Raw genomic sequence first — 25602 nt, forward strand, 5'->3', positions numbered from 1 at the left:
TCCTCGTGTCCAGCCCGGACGGGCACGCGGAAGTGGTGTTCCGGCCTCCGCCTTTTTGGACTTGACAGTCCATTTTTATGTGCACAGGCTGTGGACCACACCGTTCGGAAAGCGAGTGATCATGTCCTTGGACCAGTACTACCTGCTCGGACGCTCCGGCCTGCGCGTCAGCCCGCTGGCGCTCGGCACGATGAACTTCGGCACCGGCGGCTTCCACGCCGCGTACGGCAAGACCGCGGAGGAGGCCCGGCCGATCTTCCGCCGCTACCTCGAAGCGGGCGGCAACTTCATCGACACCGCGGACTTCTACACCGCCGGCGAGAGCGAGGCGATACTCGGCGACCTCATCGCGGAGGCCAAGGTGCGCGACAGGGTGGTGCTCACCACCAAGTTCACCAACAGCGTCGACCCCGGCGACCCCAACGCGGGCGGCAACGGCCGCAAACACATGATCAGAGCGGTGGAGGCGTCGCTGCGCCGCCTGCGCACCGACCACATCGACCTGTTCCTGCTGCACACCTGGGACCGCGTCACCCCCGTCGAGGAGGTCGTGCGCACCTTCGACGACCTCACCAGGGCCGGGAAGATCCGCTACGCGGGCCTGTCCGACGTGCCCGGCTGGTACGCGGCCCGGGCCCAGACCTACGCCGAGGCCCACTCCCTCGTCCCCATGGTGAGCCTGCAACTCCCGTACTCCCTCATCGATCGCACGATCGAGCTGGAACACGTCGCGATGGCCCGCACCCTGGGCTTCGGCGTCACCGCGTGGAGCCCGCTCGGCGGCGGCTTCCTCACCGGCAAGTACCGCAGGGCCGGTGAGGGCCTGGCCGGGGACGGCCGGCTGGGCGGCGGCGCCCCCTCAGGGAGGTCGTGGACGGACCACGAGTGGAGACTGCTCGCCACCGTGGAGAGCGTCGCGGACACGCTCGGCGTGACGATGGCCCAGGTCGCCGTCAACTGGGTCGCCACCCGGCCCGGCGTCGCCTCGGCCATCGTCGGCGCGAGCAGCGCCGCCCAGCTCGACGCCACCCTCGCCGCGCTCGACTTCGAACTGCCGCCCGACCTGCGCGTCCGGCTCGACGAGGCGAGCGCGGTGCCGCCCCCGTCGCTCTACCGCATGTTCACGCCCGGGTACCAGAGCTGGCTGGTCAGCCCCGGCGTCAAGGTCGGGGACAAGCCCACCGGCTACGACCCCGCCACCCGCAACTGGGAACAGGCGACCACCAGGTGACCGCCGCCGCTCAGCTGTACGAGACCGACTGAAGGCTGCAGGTGGTGACCCACGGGCCGGGGTTGACCGGGGCGGTGGTGCAGCCCCACACGGCGTTCACGACGCTGACTCCCGCAGGGATGGTCGCCCCGCCCGACCCGCTGAAGTCGCCGTACTGATGGCCGCTGCTGCACCGGGCCGAGACCCAGACGGACGTGTCACTGCTCGGCACCGTGAGGTCGAACTGCCACGCGTGCGTGGCCGGTATCGCGGTCATGGCGCTCATCGCCTTGGATGTGCCCGAAGGTGAGGTGCCACCCGACGCGTATTCGGCGTACCAGTCCCTGGTGTCCCCGTAGTAGTTGTTGTTGAGGCAGTCGATCGTGCCCACCACCCTGACGGTGCTGGCGGCGGCGGGTTGCTGCGCGGCCACCACGAGCAAAGCGCTGCTCGTGACCAGGGCAGAACCGAGCGCCAGCACACGCCGGGCCAGACTCTTGACGACCATTGGCGACCCTCTCTCACGGCTGTGACTCCATCCACAGCGAATCAGGCCATGCCGTCCGGTGACGGTCAACACCCGCGTGCTTTCGCCGGACCGAAACGGTCATCAGGTCATGACGAAAAGGAGTGCCCACCGCGCCGGCCTGCCGTGATGCGTAGCAAGGGGCTTGATACGTAAATGAAAGATCACGCGGGGGGCTCCGAGGTGCGCTCGGGGACGCAGATGGTGAGCGCACCGGGGGCCACCGTCGCGGTGATGTCGGTGGTGGCGTCGCGGTCACCGCCGTCCAGTTCGTAGGTCAGCGGGGAGGCGAAGCGTGCCGACACCTCTCTGGCCCTGGTGATGCGGACGAAGGGGGAGTCCTCGGAGCGGCCGGTCGCCATCGTGGCGAACACCCGGGCCCACTGGATCGGGCCGCGGGCGGTGGAAACGCCCACGTCGAGCCAGCCGTCGTCGGGGCGGGCGTCGTCGAAGGCCTCGATGCCGCCGGTGATGGTGCCGACGTTGGCGAGCATGAGGCAGCTCGCCTCGTCCTTGAACCACGTCACGCCGTCGATCTTGATCTCCATGGGCACCGGCGTGCCGCCGACGTGCCGGGCCGCGGCGCGGAAGTAGGCGAGGCGCCCCAGCTTGCCCTTGGCGGCGCCGTCCACGTCGGCCATCATCTCGGCCTCGAACCCGGCACCGGCCATGACCGCGAAGTGCTCGCCGTTGAGCACACCGAGGTCCAGTTTCCTGCGCTCGCCCTGGAAGCCGATCCGCACGCTCTCGTCGAGGTCCTCGGGGATGCCCATGTTCCCGGCGAACAGGTTCCCCGTGCCCGCCGGGAGCACCGCCATCGGCACGCCGGACCCCGCCATGGTGTCGGCACAGCGCTGCACCATGCCGTCGCCGCCCCAGACGAAGACCAGCTTCGCACCGTTCTTCAGCGCCTTCTTCACCTTCTTCGGCGCCTTCTTGCTCTTGGGCACCTCGTACCAGAGCAACTCACCCACGTCGTACTCCGACAGAACCACGCGCAGCCGGTCAAGCCCGCCGCCGAGCGTCTTCTTCTGATGCGCGATGACCGCGACCTTGGTAGGCATGCCGTGACGACTACCCCGAGAACCGGCGTTAAGCCCAGGTGCGGGCGGTGCCCGCGCGGGAGCGGGCGCGTCGCCGGGCCGCGTCGCCGCGCTCCAGCCACCATTCGACGGCCAGCAGCGGCACCGTCCACCCGAGCCAGCCGCCGAGACCGGCCACCGTCATGATCAACATGGTCTCGTCGCCCTTGAAGGTCGTCTCCAGGTGCGGGCTCAGGGTGAGGAAGAGGACGACGCTCCAGACCCGGTTGGTGATGATCGAGAAGGTCAGCGCGAAGCTGCGCGTCATCCAGCGCCGGTGGTCGGCGAACCGCCGCCGCCGCGCCATGCGGTACCCCACCACGGTGAAGGACAGCCACAGCAGCGCCAGCATCACGTTGCTGACCGCGATCACCGGCCCGAACGGGCTGACCGCCCCGATGACCAGGCCGGCGAGGCCGGCGGGCAGCACGCCGGCGAAGACGTAGGTCCTGCCGACGTACCGGTGCGCCACGGGGCGCTGCCGGAACCACGGCCACACCTGCAGGAAGCAGGTCACCATCGCGACCGACGCGAACAGCACGTGGGCCACCAGCAACGGGTAGTACGCCGGGAACCCCGGCGGCGCGGGCACCCGGGAGGCGGCCGGGTCGCCGGTGAGGTACGGCGGTAACGAGAACACCAGGAACACGACGGCGACGAAGCCGAGCGGCGCCATCCACGGCCGCCGCCACCAGCGGCGGTGGGCGACCACCGGGGGGTCGCCCGTGGGCGGGGTGGGTGGGTTCTCCGTGGTCGTGACCATGAGGGCTCCTGTCGGGAGGCTTTGCTGCGTACGTTATACGCGGAGCGTATCCCATACGCATATGCGTGTGGAATGCGCTGAGCGTACGTAATACGCACCGCGATAGGATGGCGCCGATGAGCGAGAAGACCGGCGACGAGCTGCCCCGCACCCTGGAGGTGTTGTGGGGCCGCCGTGCCGGGCGCCGCACGCGAGGCCCGGCGCAGGCGCTGAGCCTCGACCGCATCGTGGAGGCCGCCATCGCCATCGCCGACACCGACGGCCTGCCCGCCCTGTCCATGGCCCGCCTGGCCGAGCGGCTCGGCTGCGCCACCATGTCGCTGTACCGGCACGTCGCCAACAAGGACGAGCTGCAGATGTTCATGATGGACGCCGCGCCGGGCCCGCCGCCCGACATCGCGCCCGCCCCGGCCGACTGGCGCGGCGAGCTCCGCCGGTGGGCCGTCGAACTGGTCGCCGTGTACCACCGGCACCCGTGGATCCTGCACCTGAGCGCCGCGGGCCCCCCGCCGATGGACCCGGGCCAGCTCGCCTGGATGGACGCCGGCCTGCGCGCCCTCGGCGGCACCCCGCTGCGCCCCCGCGAGAAGATGTCCGTGCTGCTGCTCGTCATGCACTACGTCCGCGGCGACGCGCACCTCTCCTCGAACGACCTGCGCGCCGCGCCAAGCCCCGCACGAGAGCCGTCCCCCGCGTACGGCGCACTGCTCGCCCGACTGATCACGCCCGAGCGTTTCCCCGCCCTGGCCGAGATCCTCGACGCCGGCGTCTTCGACGAGCGCGACGGCGAAGGTCCTCGCACCGATCCCGCCACCCACTTCGGCTTCGGCCTCGACCGCATCCTCGACGGCGTGGAGACCCTAGTCCGCGCACGTGCCGGCGCCTGACGAGCGGTTATCGGCTCCCGATATCGGTTCCGTCATATGCTGAGGACGGCGGTGCCGGAGAGGTGAGGCGGGGATGCGGGAGTTCCAGCGCGGGGTGGTGCGGCTGCACATCCTGCATCACGCGGCCGAGCAGGACATCCACGGCGCGTGGATGAGCGAGGAACTCAAGCGGCACGGTTACGCGATCAGCCCCGGAACGTTGTACCCGACCCTGCACCGGCTGGAGGCCGACGGCCTGCTCTCCTCACGCCAGGAGGTGGTGGAGGGACGGGTACGGCGCGTCTACCGCGCCACGGAAGCGGGCGTGACGGCCCTGCAGGAGGACCGCGCCGCCCTGCTCGAACTGGTCCGCGAAGTGCTGCCCGGGGCGCTGCCGTCCGGGGAGTGAACCACCCCCGCCGCCACCGGTCTCCGGCGACCGGCCCGGCCGATCATCGGCGATATCGCCCACCCCCCGGCCAGGCCGGCTGGCCCCCTGCCTCCACTGCCGTTCCCTGGGCTGCCGGGTCGACCGACCGGCCCCTGCCTCCACTGCCGTTCCCTGGGCTGCCGGGTCGACCGACCGGCTCCTGCCTCCGCTGCCGTTCCCTGGGCTGCCGGGTCGAGCGGGCCCCCTGCCCCCACTGTCGTTCCGTCCCACTGTCGTTCCGGGCCGCCGCCGGGGGCGATTCGGCCGGCCGTCTTCACCCCCCGCGCTCGGAGGCGCTTCACCGGGGGCTGATATCGTCTGCCGATATCGGGCTCGGTAACGGGCCCACGGCGGGAGGGACCAGCAGGTGAGCCAGGATCTGCCCGGGGGGCGCGACGGCGTCCCGGAGGGCCGGGAGCCCACGGTGACCTGGCGCCGTCTGCGGGAGGTGACGCTGGTGTTCCTCAAGCTGGGGCTCATCGCCTTCGGTGGGCCGGCCGCGCACACCGCGATGATGCGTGACGAGCTCGTGCGCCGCCGCGGGTGGGTCAGCGACCAGCGGTTCGTGGACCTGATGGGCGCCACCAACCTCATCCCTGGCCCCAACTCCACCGAGCTGGCCATCCACCTGGGCTACGACCGGGGGCGGTGGCGCGGTCTCGTCGCCGCCGGCGTGTGCTTCATCCTGCCCGCCGCCCTCATCGTCACCGCGCTGGCCTGGGGGTACGTCACCTATGGCAGCACCCCGGCCGTCCAGGGACTGCTGTACGGCATCGTCCCCGCCGTGATCGCGATCATCGTGCACGCCCTGTCCGGCCTGCTCCGCACCGTGATCAAGAGCGTCTGGCTCGCCGTGCTCGCGGTCGCCGCGCTGGCCGCCTACCTGCTCGGCCTCAACGAACTGCTGATCCTCGCCACCGGTGCCCTGCTGGCCGCCGCCGCCCGGTCGGCCCGCCGCCTGCGTGCCGGCGGCCCCGAGGCCGTGCTCGCCCTCCCGCTGGCCCTCGGCTCCCCGCTGTTCCCCGACCCGACCGGGGCCCAGCTCGCCCAGTTGTTCACCACCATGCTGAAGATCGGCTCCGTGCTGTACGGCAGCGGCTACGTCCTGCTGGCCTTCCTGCGCGGCGACTTCGTCGACCGCCTCGGCTGGATCACCAACCAGCAGCTCATCGACGCCGTGTCCATCGGCCAGGTCACCCCCGGCCCGCTCTTCACCACCGCGACCTTCCTCGGCTACCTGGTCGCCGGCCCCGCGGGCGCCTTCCTGGCCACCGTCGCCATCTTCCTCCCGTCCTTCGTCTTCGTCGGCCTGCTCACCAGGCTCACCGACAAGCTGCGCTCGAGCGACTGGACCTCCGCCCTGCTCGACGGCCTGAACGCCGCCGCCCTCGCCCTCATGGCCGGCGTCTCCCTCCAGCTCGCCCGAAACTCGATCATCGACCCCCTGACCGCGCTCATCGCCCTGGCCACCCTGGCCCTGCTGTGGAGAACCAAGCTCAACAACGCCTGGTACATCGCCGCCGGCGCCGCCATCGGCCTGGCCCACACCTTGCTGACCTGAGGCCCGGACGCTTCGGCGGCGGGACCGGACTGTTCCAGCTCCCGGGCTTTCCTCACGACCGGCATAGCGGCGGGCGGGTGGCGGCGTCTACAGGGGGACATCTAAACCCCGGAGGTGATCGTGGACGTTGCCGAGGAGCGACGTTTCCGCGAGTTCGTCGCGTCGCGCTCACCGGCGCTGATGCGGCTGGGCTACCTGCTGACCGGCGGTGACCGGCACGCGGCGGAGGACCTGCTGCAGACGGTACTGGTACGGGCCGCGGCGCGGTGGTCGCGCATCGACGACCCCGAACCCTACGTCCGGCAGGCCATGTACCGCCAGCAGGTGAGCTGGTGGCGCGTCGCCGCGCGGCGGCGGGAGACGGTGGTCGCCGAGGCGCCGGACGTGCCGGGCCGCGACCACACGCACGCGGCCGAGCTGAAACTCGTGCTGCGTCACGCGCTGGCCAGGCTGACCGCGCGCCAGCGCGCCGCCCTGGTGCTCCGCTTCTTCGAGGACCTGCCGGAGGCGGAGGTCGCCCAGATCATGGGGTGCTCCGTCGGCACCGTCCGCAGCACGGTCCACCGCTCGCTCGCCCGGCTGCGCGTCCTCGCGCCCGAGCTGGCCGAGCTCGACTCCACGCACCGGCCCCCGTTCAAGGAGGTCACCCCATGACCCCGGAGTCCCTGCTGTCCGAGACGTTCAAGGAGTGGGCGGACGAGGCCCAGGTCCCGCACGACCTGGCCGACCGGGTGCTGGCCGGTCGCGCCCCGCGCGCCTCGCGCCGCCGGCCCGGCACGATGGCGCTGGCCGCCGCCGCGACCGCCGTGGTCGTCACCGGCGGCATGCTCGTGCCCCGCATGCTGGACACCGCGCCGCCCGCCGCGAAGGACACGGCCCCCCGGTACCCCGCCCCCACGCCGGTGGACACCACCACGCCGGTGACGCCGCCCACCGAGGTGACCCCCGCGGACCTGCCGGCATCGCTGGACATCCGCGCCGACACCGGCAACTCCCCGCCGAAGAGCCTGATCGCCGCCGGGCGGATCGCCGTCTCGGCCTACTTCGTGTCAGGGACCGAGAAGACCGGCAAGGGCAGCGACCGCCGCCACGACACCTGGTACCTGTACAACCCGGGCACCGGCACGTACGACCTGACGGACTGGTCGACGCTGGACGTCGCGCCCGGCCTCAGGTACGCGGCGGTGCTGGAGCGCGAGCTGCCCGCCCGCCGGGTGGGCATCCTCGACATGGCGACCCGGCAGGTGCGCTGGATCGACCTGGAACAGCCCGCGGTGTACGTGTCCTGGTCGCCCGACGGCACGAAGGTGCTGGTCACGAGCTTCGACAAGGACCCCTCGATCCGCACCCGCATCCGGAACGGCGGCGACAGCTGGAACAGGCCGCAGGTCCGGCGGCTGGGCTTCGCCATCGTGGACGCCGCGTCCGGGCAGGCCGCCTTCCACCCGGGGGCCGAAGGCGCCGGCGGCCCGTTCGACCAGAGTGCCTTCCGGTGGAGTCTGGACGGCACCCTGGTCAGCGAGTCGAACCCGGCCTTGCACGACCCGTCGCTCGGCACCTCTCGGTCGCCCGAGCGGCTGTACTACGACCTGGACGGCCGCCCGCACGCCGCCCCCGAGCGCGACCTGGACCCGGGCGGCGAGGCGGGCTACTCACCCGACGGCAGGTTGTACGCCGGAGTGCCGCCGACGCTGACTCCTGCCCCCGCCCCCACCCTCGCCCCGACGCATTCCTTGGAGGACCTCAAGAAGATGGGGGTCCTGCAGCCGAGGGGACCGCTGACCTTCGTGACCGACGTGTCCTCCGGCCGGCTGGTCGGCCGCCAGGAGATGCTCCAGCTCCGCGCGTGGGCCGACGACGGCCACCTCATCGGCCTCCAGTGCCTCGGCACCTGTGAGGACGAGTTCGACGCCCGCTTGGTGGTGGTCACTCTCGACGGCTCCAAGAGTGTCCGCCTGTCCGGCGAGATGCTGAACAGCCAGCGCCCCGGGAGCTGGCGCCCGCTGCTGACCCGCCGCTGAGCCTCGCTGACCGCGCCGGTACGGCCCGCGCCAGGGCGGCGCGGGCCGGGGCGTCACCCGCCGCCGCGACTTCGGCTGCACGCCGCGCTCGCGGCGGCGGGGTCACACACCCGGGGTTCAGGACCAGGCGTAGTGGATCTCGCGCTCGTAGTTGACGTAGCCCGCCCGCAGGAAGGCCGCCGCCATGGGGGTGTTGCCGAGGTCCGTCGTGGCGCGGACGCGCGGGACGCCGGTCTCGGCGAGGAGGCGGGTGCCCTCGGTGAGCAGGGAGTCGGCGTAGCCGTGGCCGCGGTGGGCGGGGCGTACGCCGAGGTAGGCGATGATCGCGTTGTAGCTGTTCCTCGCCGCGATGACGAAGCCCACGGGCTCTCCACCGGGGAGTACGGCGACGCGCCACCAGTCGCGCGGAGTGGTGTACTTCTCCATCTCGTCCTCGTACTGCTCCAGCGCCGCCTGGCGTGGCGTCATGGTGAGCAGGTCCCGCCGGCTGTGCGCGTCCAGCGTGCCGTCGAGGACCTCGGTCATCAGATCGACCAGTTCCTCCCGCCCGGCGACCGGCCGGAACGACAGCCGCTTGTCGGGTTCGCCGAGAGGCGTGCCAGGGTTCCACTGGAAGCGCAGCCGTTCCACGAAAGGCGTGGCCCCCTGCTCCTCGACGAGCGCGACGAGGGCGTCGACGCCCGGCCGTACGGCGGGGTCGTCCCGCCAGCCGCCGGGCACGAACCGCACCCACTGCGGCGGCGTGGCGCCGTCGGCGGCGACCGCGGCCAGTGCCGTCTCCAGCAGCCGGCGCCCCGCGGTCTCGTGGCCCTCGGCGCAGTCGAAGATGTCGAACAGCAGGGGCCGTTCGTCGCCGGCCCTGCACCACCATCCGGCCCGGGCCACGACCCGGCCCTCGTGCAGGGCGACCCAGAGCCACTCGGGCCGCCGGCGGCCGGCGACCAGGTCGCCGGCGATCTCGTCGTCGAAGGCGTAACGAAGCTGGTTGAAAAGCTCGACCTCGCCCGGCCCGTTGATCGGGCGGACGGTCGTGCCGAGCGGGTACTGCTGTTGTGCTGCGGTCAAGACGCGTTCCTTAAGGGAGTCGCGCCCGGCCGCCCCGGGGCCGGTGGTTCAGGCCGTCCGGGAGGGCCGGCGCACGGTGGACTCGCGGGTCATGGCCTGCCCTCCTTCCGTGCTCGGTGCGTGTCGTGGGACACGAACGGTCATGTCGGTGTCGAGTTCTACCGGTCACCTATGGTGGGCCGCAAATCCTTTTACGGCGCCGTGATCAGCTGTCACGTGAATGCCCCGCAGTTCTCGGTGCCGCTGTCCCGGTCCGGCCGACCGCCGTGGATCCGGCGGCCCTGTCACATGCGGGGCGTCGGCGGTGCTCTATGGATGTGGACGTCGTAGGGCAAGGTAGGGGCGCGCGGGTGGCCGCGCTGCCGGCCGCACTGTCCGGTGAAGGACACGGCGCGGTGGCGAGGCGAGCCGGGCGGGAGGACGGCGTGGTGGTGTCGAGCCGGCCGGGGCGGAAGGCCGTACGGGCCGATCTCGAACAGGTCTTCCGCACGGCCTATCCGCGGGTCGTCGGGGTCGCCGCCCGGGTGCTCGGTTCCCGGGACGAGGCCGAGGACGTGGCCCAGGAGGTGTTCCTGACGTTCGGGCGCTCGTCGGTGCCCGCCGGGGAGGCGGTGGGGTGGCTGACCGTCGCCGCGGCGCACACCGCGCTGAACCACCTGCGCTCCGGCCGCCGTCGCGCCTCCCGTGAAGAGGCCGCCGAAGACGGCGACGCGGTCGCACCGGACGTCGCCGACGCGGTCGTGACCCGCGACGAGCGCCGCCGCGTGCGGGCGGCGCTGGCCCGGCTGCCCCGCAGGCAGGCCGTCGCCCTCGTCCTGCGGCACAGCGGCCTCAGCTACGCGGAGGTCGCCGCCGCTCTCGATCTGTCACCCGGCAGCGTGGGCACCACCGTGCGACGCGCCGAGTGCGCTCTGCGCGAGGAGTTGAACCGTCATGCGTCATCCGACTGACGGCACGCTGCGCCGGCTTGTGGACGAGCCGGCCGGTGTCGCCGACGCCGATCGTGAGCACGTCGCCGGCTGCGCGGTGTGCCTGTCCGGGCTGACCGCCGCCCAGCGGGACGCGGCGGCCGCCGGCGCGGTCCTGAACGCCGAGTTCGCCGTGGACGTGGACACCGGGTGGCGCCGCCTGGCGCAGGCGGTCGCCGCCGAGGAGAGCGGGACGGCCACGTCCGCCCCCGCCCGCCGCTGGCGCGCGGCGCTGCGCAGCCCGGTGGTCGCCGTGTTCGGCGTCGCCGTCCTGCTGGCCGGGGCCGGCGCCGCGGCCGCGGGGGACTGGCTGCAGATCTTCCGCGCCCAGCAGGTGGCCCCGGTCACCGCACCCAAGGCCGACCTGGTCAAGCTGCCCGACCTGTCCGCCTTCGGCAAGATCGAGGTGGGCGAGAGGATCAGCGTGCGCAAGGTCGCGGGTGCCGCCGCCGCGGAGAAGGCCTCCGGGCTTTCCGTCCCGCGGGTGGCTGCGCTGCCCCGCGGCGTCACGGGGCGCCCCACCTACCACGTCGGGGCCCGGGCGAGCATGGTGTTCACCTTCTCCGCCGAGACGACGGCGCGGACCGCCGCCGCGGCGGGCAAGACGATCCCACCCGCGCCCCCCGGGCTCGACGGCAGCCAGTTCCGGCTGGTCGCGGGACCGGGAGTGGCCGCGGTCTGGGCGGAGAACCGTCCCATGCCCGCCCTGGTCGTGGCCCGCGCGGTCGCGCCCACCGCGTACTCCTCCGGCGTCCCGTTCAGGACGGCCCGCGACTACCTGCTGTCCCTGGGGCTCATGCCCGAGAACGTCGCGTCGCAGTTGCGCGACTTCTCCGGCGAGGGGGCCACGCTTCCCCTGTTCACGTCGACCGACCAGACGACGAGCTACGCCACCGACGTCAACGGGGCACCGGCCACTGTGCTGACCCCGCGGGACCACACGATGGCCGCCGTGATCTGGGTACGCGACGGGGCCGTCACCGCGGTGGCCGGCTCGCTGAGCGCCGGCGAGGTGCTGTCGGTGGCGCGGGGGCTGCGGTGGGACCGGTGACCGCGGACTCCTCCCTCGACGCCGCGCGGCGGCTGCTCGCGGAACTGCCCCCCGCCCCCGCGGTGTGGTGCTCGGGCCTGCGCAAGCGGTACCGGCGAAGAACCGCCGTCGACGACGTGTCCCTCACCGTCGGCCGCGGCGAAGTGGTGGGACTGCTCGGGCCGAACGGCGCCGGCAAGACCACCGTCATCAAGATCATGCTCGGCCTGGTCCGCCCCGACGCGGGAGACGTCCTGCTGCTCGGCCGCCCCGCGCGGGACCCGCAGGCCAGGGCCCGCGTCGGATACCTGCCCGAGCTGTTCCGCTACCAGCCGTGGCTCACCGCCGCCGAGGTCCTGTCCCTGCACGTCCGCCTGGCCGGCCTCACGGTACCGGACCGGGAACGCCGCGAGTGCCTGGCCACCGTCGGCCTGGCCGACCGCGCCGCCGACCGCGTGGGCGGCTTCTCCAAAGGCATGCAGCAACGCCTGGGCCTGGCCGTCGCCCTGGTGGCCCGCCCAGAACTCGTCGTGCTCGACGAACCGACAAGCGCCCTGGACCCCCTGGGCCGCGCCGACGTCCGCGACCTCCTGCTGTCCCTCAAGGAACGCCAGGTGGCCGTCCTGCTCAACTCCCACCTGATCGGCGAGGTGGAACGCGTCTGCGACCGCGTCGTCATCCTCGACAAGGGCCGCGTGGCCGCCGCGGGCACCCTGGCGGAACTCCTGGGCCGCCGCGAACTACGCCTCCGCCTGGACAGGGTGAGCCCAGAAGCGGAAGCCCGGCTGAGCGCCACCGGACCCCTCACCCGCGACGAGAACTCGTACACCGTCACACTCCCCGCCACCGAAGACCTCACCACCGTGCCGGACCTGGTGGCCGACCTCGTCGCCCTGGGCGTCCGCGTCCACGCGATCGAACCGGTCCGCGTCAGCCTGGAGGACCGCCTCCTCGACATCCTCCGCGCCGACCGAACCCCCGACCGCCCATGACGCCCCGCGCAGTGCTCCCCGAGGACCGGCTGCCCGGCCCGCGGGCGCGATCGCGCCGCACCCGTCTCGCTCTCCCGGGCCTCCATTCCGGCGCCGCGATGGCGGGACGCCGTACGGCGAACGCGGCGCCGCCGTACGGCGGGACACCCACCGGCCGATCGGCGGTCCGGGGCCGGTCATCCCTCCTTCGTGCCGATCAGAATGGTGACCGCCCATGACCGCCCGTACCGTTCTCACCGTCGCCCTGCTCACCCTCCGGGAGGCGGCGCGGCGGCGGGTGCTGCTCGCGGTGGCCGCGATGACCCTGGCGCTGCTCGTGCTCAGCGCCTGGGGTTTCTCCCGGCTGGCGGCGGAGCTCGCCACGCTCACCACGGGGGAAGCCCGGCTGGCATCCGCCCAGGTGCTCAACCTGGTGATGTTCGGACTGAGCCTGATCGCCGCCCTCGGCACGGCGTTCCTCTCCGGGCCCACCATGGCCGGCGAGATCGAGTCGGGAACGGCGCTGGCGATCCTCGCGCGGCCCATCCGGCGTCCCGCGGTGCTGCTGGGCAAGTGGCTGGGCCTCGTGGTCTTCGGCGGCGCCTTCGTGACCGTGTCGGGGCTGGCGCAGTTCCTCATCGTCTGGACCACTCTCGGCTACTGGCCGCCGGAGCCCGTCACCGGCCTGGTGCTCCTCGCCACCCAGACGACCGTCCTGCTCACCCTGGCCCTCCTGCTGTCCACCGTCATCTCCCCGATGGCGTCCGGCATCGTGGCGGTCGGCCTCTTCGGCGCCACGTGGGTCGCGGGCGTCATCGGCAGCGTGGGACAGGCTCTGCACAACGAGGGCGTGGCGCGGGTGGGCACCGTCTCACGGGTGCTCCTCCCCACGGACGGCCTGTGGCGCGGCGCCATGCACGCGCTCCAGGAACCGTCGGCCCTCGCCCGGCTCGCCGGCCCCGCCATGGAAGGGGGTTCCCCGTTCCTGAGCGACGCCCCGCTCACCCCCGCCTACCTCGTCTGGACCGCCGTCTGGATCGTCCTGGTGTTCGTCGTGGCGGCGGTGGCCTTCGTGCGCCGCGACCTGTGACCCGGCACACCCGGGCCTAGCGGCGGACCCGGAAGAGCAGGTGCAGCACCCGGTCGCCCTGGATGACCGTGTGCGGGTCGTCGAGCAGATGCTGGGTGTCCACCGGCCCGAAGTACCGCTTGCCCGAACCGAGGACCACAGGCACGACGTCCATCGCCACCTCGTCCACCAGCCCCAGAGCGAACGCCTGCCCGCCCACGTTGCCCGCCGCCACGGCCACGACGCGTTCCCCGGCGAGCTCCTTGGCCTTGGCGACCGCCGCCGCCACGTCGCCGGCGAAGTGGTAGGACGCCTCGGGGTGCCATCCCTCGGGCTTGGGCCGGTGGGACACCACGACCACATGCTCACCCGCCGGGGGCGACCCCTCCCAGCCGTTGGTCATGTCGAACAGGTGACGCCCGATCACCATCGCCCCGATGCCCGCCCACATCGGCTTGACGTACGCGGCCGAGACCCGCGAGACCTTCAGCCCGCCCCCGTCGACGAGCTCGGTGTCGCCGTTGGAGTACCAGTCGAACAGAGGGCCGACCCGATCCTCCGCGTCGGCGATGAAGCCGTCCACCGACACGACGTTGTGCATCACTACGCGGCTCATCACATCTCCCAGGTGTTCCGCGGGCTCATGTCGCGGTGTTCTGTGTCAGGGTGGCGCGGCGCCAGTCTGACAGTCGGCTCCGACATTTTCGCGGGAGCCCCTGAACACGACATGTTGGATGTGACATCTCCGGATCACCTATATATGGTGTCCCGTGCAGCCGGTCCGGTCGCTCGTCGAGGGCGGCCGGGGCAAGAGGGAACCCGGTGGGAATCCGGGACTGCCCCGCAGCGGTGAGTGGGAACGACCGCCGTCACATGGCACTGGGCCGAAAGGCCCGGGAAGCGACGGCCAGTAGGAAGCGAGCACGGCGCCCACGAGTCCGAAGACCTGCCGGCCGCGCCGCGTGCCGTCCATGGGCACGCGGCAGGTCCGGGGTCGCGCGGGACGGCCCGCGGCTCCGGCGCGGGGACGTGTTCCCCGGCGGTGCCTCCTGCGCGTGCCCGGCCATGTGGGCCGAGTTCGCGAGGAGAGAACGTGACGGTCACCGAGGACCAGTTGACGGCGCACGCCGCGATCGTGCGGGCCGTGGAGCGATGGGCGGGCGACCTGCCCGACGTCGACCCCCAGCGGGTGGCGGCCAGGACGCTCAGCGGGCTGCACGACGGGGCGGGCGCCGCCGAGGTGGAACGGCTGACGATCCGGACCGCCGCGGAGCTGATCGGCGAGGAGCCGCAGTACTCCCGGCTCGCCGCGCGGCTGCTCGCGGCGCGGATCGATGACGAGGCGCGCGGCCAGGGCGTGGCCTCGTTCAGCCAGGCGGTACGGCTCGGCCACCACGAGGGTCTCATCGGCGACGCGGCCGCGGACTTCGTGGCGGCGCACGCGGACGAGCTGGACGGCGCGGTGGACGCCGGGGGAGACCTGCGGTTCGAGTACTTCGGCCTGCGCACCGTGCACGACCGGTACCTGCTGCGGCACCCCACGACACGGCTGGTGGTGGAGACGCCGCAGTACTGGCTGCTGCGGGTGGCGTGCGGGCTGGCCTGGACGGCCGAGGAGGCGGTCGGGCTGTACCGGCTCATGTCGTCGCTCGCGTACCTGCCGAGCTCCCCGACGTTGTTCAACTCCGGCACCCGGCACACCCAGATGTCCTCCTGCTACCTGGTCGACTCGCCGCGCGACGACCTCGGCTCGATCTACAGCCGCTACGCCCAGGTGGCGCGGCTGTCGAAGTTCGCCGGCGGCATCGGCATCTCCTGGTCGCGGGTGCGCTCGCGCGGCGCGCTGATCCGCGGCACCAACGGGCATTCCAACGGCATCGTGCCGTGGCTGCGCACGCTGGACGCGTCGGTGGCGGCGGTCAACCAGGGCGGCAGGCGCAAGGGCGCGGCGTGCGTCTACCTGGAGCCCTGGCACCCGGACGTCGAGGAGTTCCTCGAACTGCGCGACAACACCGGCGAGCACACCCGCCGTACGCACGACCTGAACCTGGCCAACTGGATCCCCGACGAGTTCATGCGGCGCGTCGAGGCCGACGGCGTCTGGTCGCTGTTCGACCCCGACGAGGTGCCCGAACTGCCCGACCTGTGGGGGGAGGCGTTCGACACCGCCTACCGCGAGGCCGAGGCCGCCGGGCGGTACGTGCGGCAGGTACGGGCCCGCGACCTGTACGCCAGGATGATGCGCACCCTGGCGCAGACCGGGAACGGCTGGATGACGTTCAAGGACACCGCCAACCGGCTGTGCAACCAGGCCGCCGAGCCGGGCAACGTGGTGCACCTGTCCAACCTGTGCACCGAGATCATCGAGGTGTCGAGCGACACCGAGACCGCGGTCTGCAACCTCGGCTCGGTCAACCTCGCGGCCCACCTCGGCGGCGACGGCATGGACTGGGAAGGGCTGCGCGCCACGGTGCGCACCGCCGTCACGTTCCTGGACCGCGTGATCGACGTCAACTACTACCCCAGCGAGGAGGCCGCGGCGAGCAACCCGCGCTGGCGCCCGGTGGGGCTCGGCGTCATGGGGCTGCAGGACGTGTTCTTCGCGCTGCGCCTGCCGTTCGACTCGCCCGAGGCCAGGGAGTTGTCCACCAGGATCGCCGAGGAGATCTGCCTCGCCGCCCTGGACACCTCCGCCGGCCTCGCCGCGCGCTCCGGCCCCCACCCCGCGTACGACCAGACCTGGGCGGCCCGGGGACGGCTGCAGCCCGACCTGTGGGGCGTGCCCACGTCCGGCCGCTGGGCGGAGGTGCGGGCCAAGATCGCCGCGCACGGCCTGCGCAACTCGCTGCTCATCGCGATCGCCCCGACCGCGACCATCGCCTCCATCGCCGGCTGCTACGAGTGCGTCGAGCCGCAGGTGTCCAACCTGTTCAAGCGCGAGACCCTCAGCGGCGAGTTCCTCCAGATCAACAACGCCCTGGTCGCCGAGCTGAAGGCCCGGGGCCTGTGGACGGAGGAGGTGCGGGCCGCGATCCGTCAGGCCGAGGGCTCCGTGCAGGGCGTCACCGGGCTCCCCGCCGAGGTGCGGCACCTGTTCCGCACGGCCTGGGAGCTCCCGCAGCGGGCGCTGATCGACATGGCCGCGGCCCGGGCGCCGTACGTCGACCAGAGCCAGTCGCTCAACCTCTTCATGGGCGCACCCACCATCGACAAGCTCTCCTCGATGTACCTGTACGCCTGGAAGTCGGGCCTGAAGACCACCTACTACCTGCGCTCCCGCCCCGCCACGCGCATCCAGCAGGCCACCGTGCCGCTCACCCCCGACGCCTGCTCCCTGGAGAACCCCGAGTCCTGCGAGGCCTGCCAGTGACCCCGGCCGAGCCGTCCCAGAAGGAAGAACACCCGATGCTGCTCGACCCCGGCATGAGCCTCACCCTGCGCCCGATGCGCTACCCGCTCTTCTTCGACCGCTTCCGTGACGCGATCAAGAACACCTGGACCGTCGAGGAGGTGGACCTGCACTCCGACCTCGCCGACCTCGGCCGCCTCTCCCCGGCCGAGCGGCACCTGGTGAGCCGCCTGGTCGCGTTCTTCGCCACCGGCGACACCATCGTGGCCAACAACCTGGTGCTCAACCTCTACCAGCACGTCAACGCGCCTGAGGCCCGGCTGTACCTGTCCCGCCAGCTCTTCGAGGAGGCGGTGCACGTCCAGTTCTACCTGAACCTGCTCGACACCTACGTCCCCGACGAGACCGAACGGGCCGAGGCGTTCGCGGCCGTGGAGAACATCCCCTCGATCCGCCGCAAAGCCGAGTTCTGCTTCCGCTGGATCGACTCCCTCGCCGATCTCCGGCGCCTCACCACCAAGCGGGACCGGCGGGCTTTCCTGCTCAACCTCGTCTGCTTCGCCGCCTGCATCGAGGGCCTGTTCTTCTACGGCGCCTTCGCCTACGTCTACTTCCTCCGCTCCCGCGGCCTCCTCAACGGCCTGGCCTCCGGCACCAACTGGGTCTTCCGCGACGAATCCCAGCACATGGCCTTCGCGTTCGACGTCATCCAGGTCGCACGCACCGAGGAACCCGACCTGTTCGACGAGGACCTCAAGTCCCAGGTACGTCAGATGCTCTCCGAAGCCGTCGAGTGCGAGGCCCAGTTCGCCGAGGACCTGCTGGGCCAGGGCGTACCCGGCCTGTCCGCGGCCGACATGCGCACCTACCTGAGGCATGTCGCCGACCGCCGCCTGACCCAGCTCGGCATCCCCCCGCTGTACGGGGCGAAGAACCCCTTCGCCTTCATGGAGCTCCAGGACGTCCAGGAACTCTCCAACTTCTTCGAACGCCGCGTCTCCGCCTACCAGGTGGCCGTGACGGGCGGCGTCACCTTCGACGCCGAGTTCTGAGCCCGCCCGCGGCCCGCCTGCGCCGGCCGCGGTGCACGAGATCTGCACATATCGGGACGGCTCTTCTGCACGGGCGGGGCCTACGCTTTCCGTCCATGGCCATCCCCCGGCAACGGCGCGTCCTCGTGGTCGAGGACGATCAGACGATCGCGAAGGCGGTCCGGCTGCGGCTGGCCGCCGAAGGATTCGACGTGCGGGTCGCGGGCGACGGGGAGAAGGCGCTGGCCGCCTACGCCAAGGCCGAGCCCGACGTCGTCGTCCTGGACCGGCTGCTGCCCGGGCTGGACGGGCTGGAGGTCTGCCGCCGGATGCAGGCCACCCGTCCCGTCCCCGTGCTCATGCTGACCGCGCTCGGTGAGGAGACCGACGTGCTGGTCGGCCTCGGCGTGGGGGCGGACGACTACATCACCAAGCCGTTCAGCATGCGGGAACTGGTCGCCCGGATCCACGCGCTGCTGCGGCGGGTCGAACGGGCCGGCGTGCTGGCGCACGAGGACACGGTGATCCGCGTCGGCGTCGTCGAGATCAACACGGCCGAGCGGCGGGTGTTCGTGCGGGGGGTCGAGGCGCAGTTGACCAGGACCGAGTTCGACCTGCTTCGCAGGCTCGCGGAACGGCCGGGCCAGGTGTTCGAACGCGAGCGGCTGCTGTCGGACATCTGGGGCTTCTCGGAGGCCGCCGCGACGAGGACGGTCGACAGCCACGTCCGCGCCCTGCGCCGCAAGCTCGGGCCCGACGTGGTCAGGACGGTGCACGGAGTCGGATACGCGCTGGTCCGCCCGTGAGCGCCGCCCGCCGGAAGGAGGCAGGGAGATGAGACCGCTCGACTTCCTCGGACGGATCAAGGTCAAGCTCGGCATCGTGATCGTGCTCGCCGTCGTGACGGCGTTCGTCGTGAACGAGGTCGGCATCAACGCCGGCTTGCCGCGCGACGCCAGGATCGCCGTCGCGGCCGTACTCGCGCTGATCATGGTGCAGCTCCTCGCCATGGGCATGACCCGCCCGCTGCGTGAGATGGCGGCGGCCGCGCAGACGATCGCCAAGGGGCGGTACGGTCTGCGCGTCTCGGCCACCTCGCGGGACGAGGTGGGGGAACTCGCCCGCGCGTTCAACGCGATGGCCGCCGACCTGGGTGAAGTGGACAGGCAGCGGCGCGAGCTGGTGGCGAACGTCAGCCACGAGCTGAGGACGCCGATCGCCGGCCTCCAGGCCGTGCTGGAGAACGTCGTCGACGGCGTGTCTCCCCCCGACCTCGACACCCTGGGCACCGCCCTCGCCCAGACCCAGCGGCTCGGCCGGCTGACCGCACAGCTCCTCGACCTGTCCCGGCTCGACTCCGGTGCCCGGCTGATCGAGCCCGAGGTGCTGGACCTCGCGTCCCTGTGCCGCCAGGCCGCCTCCGAGGCCGCCCTCGGCCGGGACGACGTCACCGTGGTCAGCATGGTTTCCGAGACGTCCCTGTCCGCCGACCCCGCCCTGCTCGCGCAGGTACTGGCCAACCTGCTCGACAACGCCGTACGGCACAGCCCACCCGGGGGGACGGTCCGCCTGGAGTCCCGGCTGACCGGCCCGTCCCTGGAGGTCAGCGTGGTCGACCAGGGCCCCGGCATCCCGTCGGGCGAACGGACCCGTGTCTTCGAACGCTTCTCCCGCCTCGACGCCGGCCGCGCCGCCGGCACGGGAGGCGCGGGCCTCGGTCTCGCCATCGCCAAGGAGATCGTGGAACTCCACGACGGCTCCATCTACGTCACCGACGCACCGACGCACACGAGGGCCGCCGGCGCGCCGGGCTGCCGCCTGGTCGTCGCGCTCCCCGCCACGATCCCGGGAACCGTCCTCCCTCCGCACCCGGCGGACGACACCGAGACGGCCCCTTCCCCGGCGGAAACCGGAGCCCCGCCCCCGAGCCGCCTGCCGGCCACCGGCGAACCGCGCACACCCCCCGAGCCCGACACGGCACTCGGCACCCCCGGCCCCGAAGCCGGCACGGCGGAGCCGCCCACCCCCGTCTCGGTACCGGCACCGGACACGACGACAGGAGTCACGATGAAGGAACCTGCGGACGGCCCCGCGGCAGGCACCATGGCCGGCCCTGTCGCCGCCCCCGCCCCCGCTCCTGTGACTGACACCCTGCCCGCCCCCGTGACCGGACAAGGTGATCAGATCGCCGCCGACCCCCAGCGGAACGAGACGCCCCGCGACACCCCGGCCTCCACCGCCCCAACCGGGGGTCAGCCACCTGGGAGTCACGCTGCCGGAAGTCAGCCTGCCGCGACTCAGCCTGCCGCGACTCAGCCTGCCGGGACTCAGCCTGCCGGGATTCAGGCTGCGGGGATTCAGGCTGCGGGGATTCAGGCTGCCGGGATTCAGGCTGCCGGGGCTCAGGCTGTTGGGAGTCAGCCTGCCGGGGCTCAGGCTGCCGGGACTCAGGCTGCTGGAAGTCAGCCTGCCGAGGGTCAGGCTGCGGCGACTCAGGCTGCGGCGACTCAGGCTGCGGCGACTCAGGCTGCCGGGACTCAGGCTGCCGGGACTCAGGCTGCTGGAAGTCAGGCTGCCGGGACTCAGCCTGCCGGGAGTCAGGCTGCGGGGACCCACCCTTCCGGGACCCACCCTTCCGGGACCCACCCTTCCGGGACCCACCCTTCCGGGAGCCATCAAGTCGCGGGCCACCAAGCCGGTGCCGCGCCGGCCCTCTATCCCGGTGCCCACCACTCGCCGCCGCCCGTGTACGTGCCGCCCCCCCTGCTCCCTCGCCCCGAGCTGCCCGAGGTGCCGCGCTGGCTCCTGCCGGCCGCGGCGGCCGCGGGCCTCGTCGCCGCCGTGGCCCTGCCGCACATCTCGACGGGCCTCGGCCTGGTGCTGACCGCGGTCGCGCTGGGAGCCGCGGTCTTCCCCGCGACACTCCCGGTGCGACGCGGCCGGCTCACCCCCTGGACGGTGAGCTTCGGCGTGCTGGCGTACGCCCTGGTGTCGGTGGCGCTCTTCCGGGACGCCGACTGGCTGGTCGCCCCCGCGCTGCTGCTCGCGTTCGCGATCGCGGCGCTCGCACTGTCCGGCGCGGGTAAGGGCTGGCTGGGCCTGCTCAGGGGCGGAGCCTCCGTGGCGTTGTCCACGCTCCTGGTGCCCTGGTTCCTCTCCGGTCCGCTGAAGCGCCTCAGAAAGCACCGCAGAGTGCTCCCCGTGCTCGCCGGCACCGGTATCACGGTGGTCTTCCTGACCGTCTTCGGCCTGCTGTTCGGCTCGGCCGACGCCGTGTTCCAGTCGTACATGAGCCGCCTGCTCCAGGCACCCGGCTGGCTGGACAACATGCCCTTCCGCGTCTTCCTCTTCGCGGTCTTCGCGGTGCTGGCCGCGGCCGGCGCCCTGGTGGCACTGCGCCCCGTCGCCGACCCGCCGACTCCCGACCTCCGCGTCAAACTGGACCGAGGCGTGTGGGTGATCCCGCTGGTGGCGCTCAACCTCCTGTTCGCGTCGTTCGTGGCCATCCAGATCACCGTGCTGTTCGGAGGCAGCCGGAGAGTGCTCTCCACAGCCGGGCTGACCTACGCCGAATACGCCAGATCCGGTTTCTTCGAACTGGTCACCGTCAGCATCTTCGTGCTCGGCATCGTGGCGGCCATAGCCGCCCTGCTCCGCCCCGCCCGCCGCCCCGACCGCTGGCTCCCAGCCGTCCTCCTGGGCCTGCTGTGCGCGTTCACCCTGGTCATCCTGGCATCGGCCCTGCACCGCCTGGACCTCTACACCGACGCGTACGGCCTGTCCCGCCTCCGCGCCGCCGTCCAGGTCACGATCTGGTGGCTCGCCGCGGTCTTCGTCCTGGTCCTGACCGCCGGCGCGATACGCCTCAGAGGCCCCGGTGTGCCGTGGTTCTTCCGCTCACTGGTCCTCCTCACCGGCCTGACCGTGTTCACGTTCGCCGTCTGGAACCCCGAGGCCCGGGTGGCCGAGACCCAGATGGCGGTCCGCGGCATCGACCGCCTGGACCACGAGTACCTGGGAGACCTGGGCCCGGAGGCCGTCCCCGCCCTGGACCGCCTCCCCGAGCCGTCCCGCAGTTGCGTCCTGCGCGACGTGGTCTCGGCGAACGACCTCGACACCCCAGACCCCTGGAACGGCTGGAACCTCGCCCTCGCCCGCGCCCGCGACATCCTGCGGCAACACCCGGTGCTGCGACAACCGGACTGCCCGGCCCTCTCTCGCTCCCTCGCCCCCTTGGACTGAATCCCTGTTCACAGGGCGTGCCGTCACCCACCTGCCCCGGGCCGGCCGTGGCCACGCGGGCGGCCCGTATCCACGCCCGCGCCTGATTCCGACAATCCTGCCCTGACTCACCCAGTCGGGATAGCGTAAAGCCGTACCAAATGACCGCACGGTCATCGACAGCTCTTCACATGTTGTGAATTGACGGGACTTGTCACTCTCCATCTGTCTCGCTGCTCCGGCCAGGGCACCCCCTCCTGGCCGGAACCCTGACCGAAGGAGAAGACTCGTGACCCGAGTCCTCACGGCCGCCATCGCCACGGTGGCCGCACTGGCCCTGGCCGGCGGAACCGCCCTGGCCACTCCCACCGACCCGGCACCGCCCGCCTCCTCCGCGACCACGGTGTCCGCCGTCACCGACCGACTGGCCGCGCAGGTCGCCGCGGCCCTGGCCGACCGCGGGCTCCGCGACCGCGCCGCGTCCGCCGCCGCCTCGGCCCCCGTGGACCTGCTGGCGTTCACCGCGGACACCGCCCTGGCCGAAGCCACCCGCACGGCCAACCAGTCCGTGCTCGCCGCCAAGGGCCTCCCCCCGAACAGCGGCTCCCTGCTCCGACTCCGCGTCGCCACCGACACGATGCGCATCGGCCTGTCCCGCGGCGAGGTACCGCTGGTCGCGGCCGCCCCCACCGACGACGACGCCACCTCGGTCACCGCGTACGACCCCCGAGGCGGAAGGCTGACCCTCGACCCCGCCACACCCCCCAAGCGCCCGGTGCTGGTGGTCGAGGTCGACGTGGCCAAAGCGCTGCCCCTGGGCCTCGACCTGATGCGCAAGACCCTGTCCGCCCGCGGCCTGACCGCGCCCCGCCCACTCACGACCACCCGGTCGTCCGGCGGCTACTGGGCCACCAAGGTCAACGCCATCCGCCTCTCCGACGACGCGGAGCCCTGGGTCAAGGGCTCCGCCGAGATCTACAGCGTCGTCGGCGGCTTCGGCCTGGACGGCAAGGCCACCGTCACCATCGTCCAGATGCCCTACCTGGACAACGACGGCACAACGTACTACCCGAACCAGCTCCTGGCCCACTTCTCCGCCTACAAGTACAACCTGGCCGACGTAGTGATGATGGAAGACGACGGCGACACCAACTACCAGCAACTAGCCCAAGCCATCATCACCGCCCTCCTGACCATCGCCGACGCCGGCACCTACATCCCCCTGGTCAACGCCATACTCTCCGCCATCCCCGCCTCCTGGTGGACCGACGACCCCGACTACGTCGACTCCTGGTACACCCTCTCCACCTCCACCACCGGCCACCTGAACGGCGCCCGCGGCAACGGCTGGATGGACGTGACCCCCTACTGGGTGTCCGAACTCTGACCCAGTCCAGCCTCCTGGGAGAACGGCCGCCTGCCGGGCACACAACTCGGCAGGCGTCCATCGGGGAACCTGTACAGCGCCGGAGCCGGCATGCGAGCCTGGCCGCCATGGCGATCGAGGACCCTCTCCGATTACTGAAGCGCCTGCGGCTGGGCCGGGAAGAGTACTGTCAGCGCTTGCTGACCATGCTGATAGTGGCTGGCCCTTACCCTCCCTGGAACAGCCGCAGCCGGCCCTCTCCTGACGGGGCTCGGTTCCTGGGCTTGCTGGACGAGTTGTCGTTCGGCCGGAGCGAGAGGAGTGGGCAGCCGCTGTTCGTGGACGAGTTCGAGCTGCCCCCGAGGCACACCGACGAGCGGGGCGGAGCACCCGACTACGCCGTGCTGTGGCACGACCGGCTGTGGATGATCGAGCTGAAGACCGAGGCATCAAGCCACCGGCGGGACCAGCTCACCGGGTACTGCACACTCGCCGCCCATCACCATCCCGGCATCACCGTCGACCTCACCTACGTGACACCACCGCTCACCTTCTCGCCGCCAAGCCACCGGGACGGCGACCGCTTCGCACACCTCACCTGGGATCAGGTGGTGCCGCTGGCCGAACAGGTCTGGGGCGCGGGCACGGATGCGGAACGGCGTGCCGTCACGACGTTGAGGGCGGCAGTGGCCAGCATTGGGACGAACTGGACCGACTGGCGAGCACAGCAAGCGGGTGTACGCGAAGCGGCCCCGGCCACAGCCGAAGGCGAAGCAATGACCTTGGCCGAGATGACCGCCGGAGACGGACGGCAGAGAGCCGTCGATCTCCCGGCGGCGGACCTGGACGAACTTCAGCGCCTGCGCCTCGCTCTACGGCAGGCGATCTGCGCCGGTCCGCCACAGTCACCCCTGCGCCATGTACGGCCCTGGCTGTGGAACGCCGCGACCAGCGGGGGCAGAGCACTCACGGCCTCCGGCCAGGAGACGGGGTACGAACTACGCCTCTCCCGGTACCAGAAACCTGTCTGACCGACTCCATCAAGGCAGGAGTCATCGAGGACGATGCGGGGGTTGGCCGTGGTCGTGCTGGGTAGCTGCGTCGCGCATGACGGAGTATGGAATTCACGCGTCTCATGAGCAGATCCCGCCGGCCGAGCTTCTGAGTGCCATGGTGGCCGCTGAGCGGGCCGGGTTCGACGTCGCGATGTGTTCGGATCACTTCTCGCCGTGGAGTGCGCGGCAGGGGCAGTCGGCGTTCGCCTGGGCGTGGCTCGGGGCGGCGTTGCAGGCCACGGGGCTCAGTTTCGGGGTGGTGAACGCGCCGGGGCAGCGGTACCACCCGGCGATCATCGCTCAGGCGATCGGGACTCTTGGGGCGATGTTCCCTGGGCGGTTCTGGGCGGCGCTGGGGAGTGGCGAGTACAGCAACGAGCATGTCACCGGGGGGCCGTGGCCGCGTAAGGAGGTTCGGGACGCTCGGTTGCGGGAGTGCGTGGAGGTCATCCGTGATCTGCTCGACGGGGAGGTCGTCACGCGGGACGGGCTGGTGACGGTGGACCGTGCCCGGTTGTGGACGCGGCCGGAGACACGGCCGCCCCTGATCGGGGCGGCGGTGAGTGTGGGTACGGCGGAGCGGTGTGCGGAGTGGGCGGACGGGCTGGTCACGGTCAACGCGCCGGAGGATCATCTGCGCAAGATGATCGCGGCGTACCGTGACGCGGGGGGACGGGGGCCGTTGTGCCTGCAGGTTCATCTGAGCTGGGCGCCTACGGAGGCCGAGGCGGAGGCCATCGCTCACGATCAGTGGCGCAGCAACGTCTTCGGGCCGCCGGTCTGCTGGGACCTGGAGCTGGTGGAGCACTTCGACGTGGTGTCCGAGCACGTGACCGTGGAGCAGGTGCGCCGCGTGGTGAACGTGTCCGCGGACCTCGAACGGCACATCGACTGGCTGCGCGGCTACGCGGCTCTCGGGTTCGATCGCATCTATCTGCACCACGTGGGCCAGGACCTGCTGCCGTTCATCGACGCCTTCGGGGCCAAGGTCCTGCCCGTACTGCGCTAGGGGCCCTGG

22 protein-coding genes and 1 riboswitch are annotated in these 25602 nt (G+C 71.9%); of the genes, 17 read left to right on the forward strand and 5 right to left on the reverse strand.

All coding sequences use genetic code 11. The features are described 5' to 3' along the window. Positions 1 to 121 precede the first annotated feature (121 nt). Entirely contained in the window at positions 122 to 1231 is a 1110-nt protein-coding gene (locus tag ABGB17_RS20995; protein WP_347632051.1) for an aldo/keto reductase, read from the forward strand. 10 nt (positions 1232 to 1241) lie between these two features. Here the strand turns inward: ABGB17_RS20995 and ABGB17_RS21000 are convergent, their stop codons facing one another. The 3 genes from ABGB17_RS21000 to ABGB17_RS21010 all read right to left on the reverse strand — a co-directional run bounded on the left by ABGB17_RS21000 (position 1242) and on the right by ABGB17_RS21010 (position 3581). Next, a complete protein-coding gene (locus ABGB17_RS21000) occupies positions 1242 to 1718 on the reverse strand; it encodes a hypothetical protein (protein ID WP_347632053.1) in 477 nt (158 codons plus the stop codon). Positions 1719 to 1900: 182 nt separating this feature from the next. Continuing rightward, positions 1901 to 2800, reverse strand: coding sequence for a diacylglycerol kinase family protein (locus tag ABGB17_RS21005; RefSeq protein ID WP_347632055.1), 900 nt, complete (start codon positions 2798 to 2800; stop codon positions 1901 to 1903). 28 nt (positions 2801 to 2828) lie between these two features. Further along, positions 2829 to 3581 (reverse strand): DUF2306 domain-containing protein, encoded by a 753-nt coding sequence (locus ABGB17_RS21010; protein ID WP_347632057.1) that lies wholly within the window; start codon positions 3579 to 3581, stop codon positions 2829 to 2831. A 116-nt stretch (positions 3582 to 3697) separates the two neighbouring features. Between ABGB17_RS21010 and ABGB17_RS21015 the strand changes: the two genes are divergently transcribed. The 5 genes from ABGB17_RS21015 (at position 3698) to ABGB17_RS21035 (ending at position 8459) form a co-directional block, all read left to right on the forward strand. Further along, the gene (locus ABGB17_RS21015) at positions 3698 to 4468 is read left to right on the forward strand and encodes a TetR/AcrR family transcriptional regulator (RefSeq protein ID WP_347632059.1); all 771 of its coding nucleotides are present in this window, start codon (positions 3698 to 3700) and stop codon (positions 4466 to 4468) included. A gap of 73 nt (positions 4469 to 4541) precedes the next feature. Continuing rightward, entirely contained in the window at positions 4542 to 4856 is a 315-nt protein-coding gene (locus ABGB17_RS21020) for a PadR family transcriptional regulator (protein ID WP_347632061.1), read from the forward strand. A 388-nt stretch (positions 4857 to 5244) separates the two neighbouring features. Beyond that, positions 5245 to 6438: a chromate efflux transporter gene (gene chrA, locus ABGB17_RS21025; protein WP_347632064.1), complete on the forward strand. Its 1194-nt coding sequence runs from the start codon at positions 5245 to 5247 to the stop codon at positions 6436 to 6438. Between the two features lie 114 nt (positions 6439 to 6552). Further along, the gene (locus ABGB17_RS21030) at positions 6553 to 7092 is read left to right on the forward strand and encodes a SigE family RNA polymerase sigma factor (protein WP_347632066.1); all 540 of its coding nucleotides are present in this window, start codon (positions 6553 to 6555) and stop codon (positions 7090 to 7092) included. Next, the gene (locus ABGB17_RS21035) at positions 7089 to 8459 is read left to right on the forward strand and encodes a hypothetical protein (RefSeq protein WP_347632068.1); all 1371 of its coding nucleotides are present in this window, start codon (positions 7089 to 7091) and stop codon (positions 8457 to 8459) included. Before ABGB17_RS21030 ends, ABGB17_RS21035 begins: the two co-directional genes overlap by 4 nt. A gap of 117 nt (positions 8460 to 8576) precedes the next feature. Here the strand turns inward: ABGB17_RS21035 and ABGB17_RS21040 are convergent, their stop codons facing one another. Beyond that, complete coding sequence (locus ABGB17_RS21040) at positions 8577 to 9524, reverse strand: GNAT family N-acetyltransferase (RefSeq protein ID WP_347632070.1); 948 nt, start codon at positions 9522 to 9524, stop codon at positions 8577 to 8579. A gap of 395 nt (positions 9525 to 9919) precedes the next feature. Between ABGB17_RS21040 and ABGB17_RS21045 the strand changes: the two genes are divergently transcribed. The 4 genes from ABGB17_RS21045 to ABGB17_RS21060 all read left to right on the forward strand — a co-directional run bounded on the left by ABGB17_RS21045 (position 9920) and on the right by ABGB17_RS21060 (position 13583). Further along, positions 9920 to 10474 carry a sigma-70 family RNA polymerase sigma factor gene (locus ABGB17_RS21045; RefSeq protein ID WP_347632072.1) on the forward strand — a complete coding sequence of 185 codons (555 nt, stop codon included), beginning with the start codon at positions 9920 to 9922 and terminating at the stop codon, positions 10472 to 10474. Beyond that, a complete protein-coding gene (locus ABGB17_RS21050) occupies positions 10458 to 11543 on the forward strand; it encodes a hypothetical protein (protein WP_347632074.1) in 1086 nt (361 codons plus the stop codon). Before ABGB17_RS21045 ends, ABGB17_RS21050 begins: the two co-directional genes overlap by 17 nt. Further along, entirely contained in the window at positions 11540 to 12514 is a 975-nt protein-coding gene (locus ABGB17_RS21055; protein ID WP_347632076.1) for an ABC transporter ATP-binding protein, read from the forward strand. The genes ABGB17_RS21050 and ABGB17_RS21055 overlap by 4 nt, the downstream gene beginning before the upstream one ends. Before the next feature lie 214 nt (positions 12515 to 12728). Continuing rightward, a complete protein-coding gene (locus tag ABGB17_RS21060) occupies positions 12729 to 13583 on the forward strand; it encodes an ABC transporter permease subunit (protein WP_347632078.1) in 855 nt (284 codons plus the stop codon). A 16-nt stretch (positions 13584 to 13599) separates the two neighbouring features. On the opposite strand, the gene ABGB17_RS21065 is transcribed toward ABGB17_RS21060, so the two are convergent. Beyond that, a complete protein-coding gene (locus ABGB17_RS21065) occupies positions 13600 to 14178 on the reverse strand; it encodes a dihydrofolate reductase family protein (RefSeq protein ID WP_347632080.1) in 579 nt (192 codons plus the stop codon). Between the two features lie 144 nt (positions 14179 to 14322). Beyond that, positions 14323 to 14531, forward strand: a riboswitch (cobalamin riboswitch). Between the two features lie 124 nt (positions 14532 to 14655). On the opposite strand from ABGB17_RS21065, the gene ABGB17_RS21070 reads away from it, so the two are divergent. The 7 genes from ABGB17_RS21070 (at position 14656) to ABGB17_RS21100 (ending at position 25593) form a co-directional block, all read left to right on the forward strand. After that, positions 14656 to 16932 carry a ribonucleoside-diphosphate reductase subunit alpha gene (locus ABGB17_RS21070; protein ID WP_347632082.1) on the forward strand — a complete coding sequence of 759 codons (2277 nt, stop codon included), beginning with the start codon at positions 14656 to 14658 and terminating at the stop codon, positions 16930 to 16932. A 35-nt stretch (positions 16933 to 16967) separates the two neighbouring features. Beyond that, positions 16968 to 17963, forward strand: a complete 996-nt coding sequence (locus tag ABGB17_RS21075) for a ribonucleotide-diphosphate reductase subunit beta (RefSeq protein WP_347632084.1) — start codon at positions 16968 to 16970, stop codon at positions 17961 to 17963. Between the two features lie 95 nt (positions 17964 to 18058). Beyond that, a complete protein-coding gene (locus ABGB17_RS21080) occupies positions 18059 to 18748 on the forward strand; it encodes a response regulator transcription factor (protein WP_347632086.1) in 690 nt (229 codons plus the stop codon). 28 nt (positions 18749 to 18776) lie between these two features. Continuing rightward, positions 18777 to 22184 (forward strand): DUF4153 domain-containing protein, encoded by a 3408-nt coding sequence (locus ABGB17_RS21085; protein WP_347632088.1) that lies wholly within the window; start codon positions 18777 to 18779, stop codon positions 22182 to 22184. A gap of 268 nt (positions 22185 to 22452) precedes the next feature. Further along, positions 22453 to 23550 (forward strand): DUF3103 family protein, encoded by a 1098-nt coding sequence (locus tag ABGB17_RS21090; protein WP_347632090.1) that lies wholly within the window; start codon positions 22453 to 22455, stop codon positions 23548 to 23550. Between the two features lie 263 nt (positions 23551 to 23813). Beyond that, complete coding sequence (locus ABGB17_RS21095; protein WP_347632092.1) at positions 23814 to 24560, forward strand: hypothetical protein; 747 nt, start codon at positions 23814 to 23816, stop codon at positions 24558 to 24560. A 76-nt stretch (positions 24561 to 24636) separates the two neighbouring features. Further along, positions 24637 to 25593: a TIGR03885 family FMN-dependent LLM class oxidoreductase gene (locus ABGB17_RS21100; RefSeq protein WP_347632094.1), complete on the forward strand. Its 957-nt coding sequence runs from the start codon at positions 24637 to 24639 to the stop codon at positions 25591 to 25593. The last annotated feature ends 9 nt before the right edge of the window (positions 25594 to 25602 follow it).

The sequence above is a fragment of the Sphaerisporangium sp. B11E5 genome (assembly GCF_039871875.1).
GTDB lineage: Bacteria > Actinomycetota > Actinomycetes > Streptosporangiales > Streptosporangiaceae > Sphaerisporangium.

Coding starts and splice junctions, on each gene's coding strand:
- ABGB17_RS20995 (WP_347632051.1), top strand. CDS start 122: ATGTCCTTGGACCAGTACTACCTGCTCGGACGCTCCGGCCTGCGCGTC.
- ABGB17_RS21005 (WP_347632055.1), bottom strand. CDS start 2,800: ATGCCTACCAAGGTCGCGGTCATCGCGCATCAGAAGAAGACGCTCGGC.
- ABGB17_RS21080 (WP_347632086.1), top strand. CDS start 18,059: ATGGCCATCCCCCGGCAACGGCGCGTCCTCGTGGTCGAGGACGATCAG.
- ABGB17_RS21050 (WP_347632074.1), top strand. CDS start 10,458: ATGCGTCATCCGACTGACGGCACGCTGCGCCGGCTTGTGGACGAGCCG.
- ABGB17_RS21000 (WP_347632053.1), bottom strand. CDS start 1,718: ATGGTCGTCAAGAGTCTGGCCCGGCGTGTGCTGGCGCTCGGTTCTGCC.
- ABGB17_RS21100 (WP_347632094.1), top strand. CDS start 24,637: ATGACGGAGTATGGAATTCACGCGTCTCATGAGCAGATCCCGCCGGCC.
- ABGB17_RS21075 (WP_347632084.1), top strand. CDS start 16,968: ATGCTGCTCGACCCCGGCATGAGCCTCACCCTGCGCCCGATGCGCTAC.
- ABGB17_RS21060 (WP_347632078.1), top strand. CDS start 12,729: ATGACCGCCCGTACCGTTCTCACCGTCGCCCTGCTCACCCTCCGGGAG.
- ABGB17_RS21085 (WP_347632088.1), top strand. CDS start 18,777: ATGAGACCGCTCGACTTCCTCGGACGGATCAAGGTCAAGCTCGGCATC.
- ABGB17_RS21020 (WP_347632061.1), top strand. CDS start 4,542: ATGCGGGAGTTCCAGCGCGGGGTGGTGCGGCTGCACATCCTGCATCAC.
- ABGB17_RS21035 (WP_347632068.1), top strand. CDS start 7,089: ATGACCCCGGAGTCCCTGCTGTCCGAGACGTTCAAGGAGTGGGCGGAC.
- ABGB17_RS21065 (WP_347632080.1), bottom strand. CDS start 14,178: ATGAGCCGCGTAGTGATGCACAACGTCGTGTCGGTGGACGGCTTCATC.
- ABGB17_RS21015 (WP_347632059.1), top strand. CDS start 3,698: ATGAGCGAGAAGACCGGCGACGAGCTGCCCCGCACCCTGGAGGTGTTG.
- ABGB17_RS21010 (WP_347632057.1), bottom strand. CDS start 3,581: ATGGTCACGACCACGGAGAACCCACCCACCCCGCCCACGGGCGACCCC.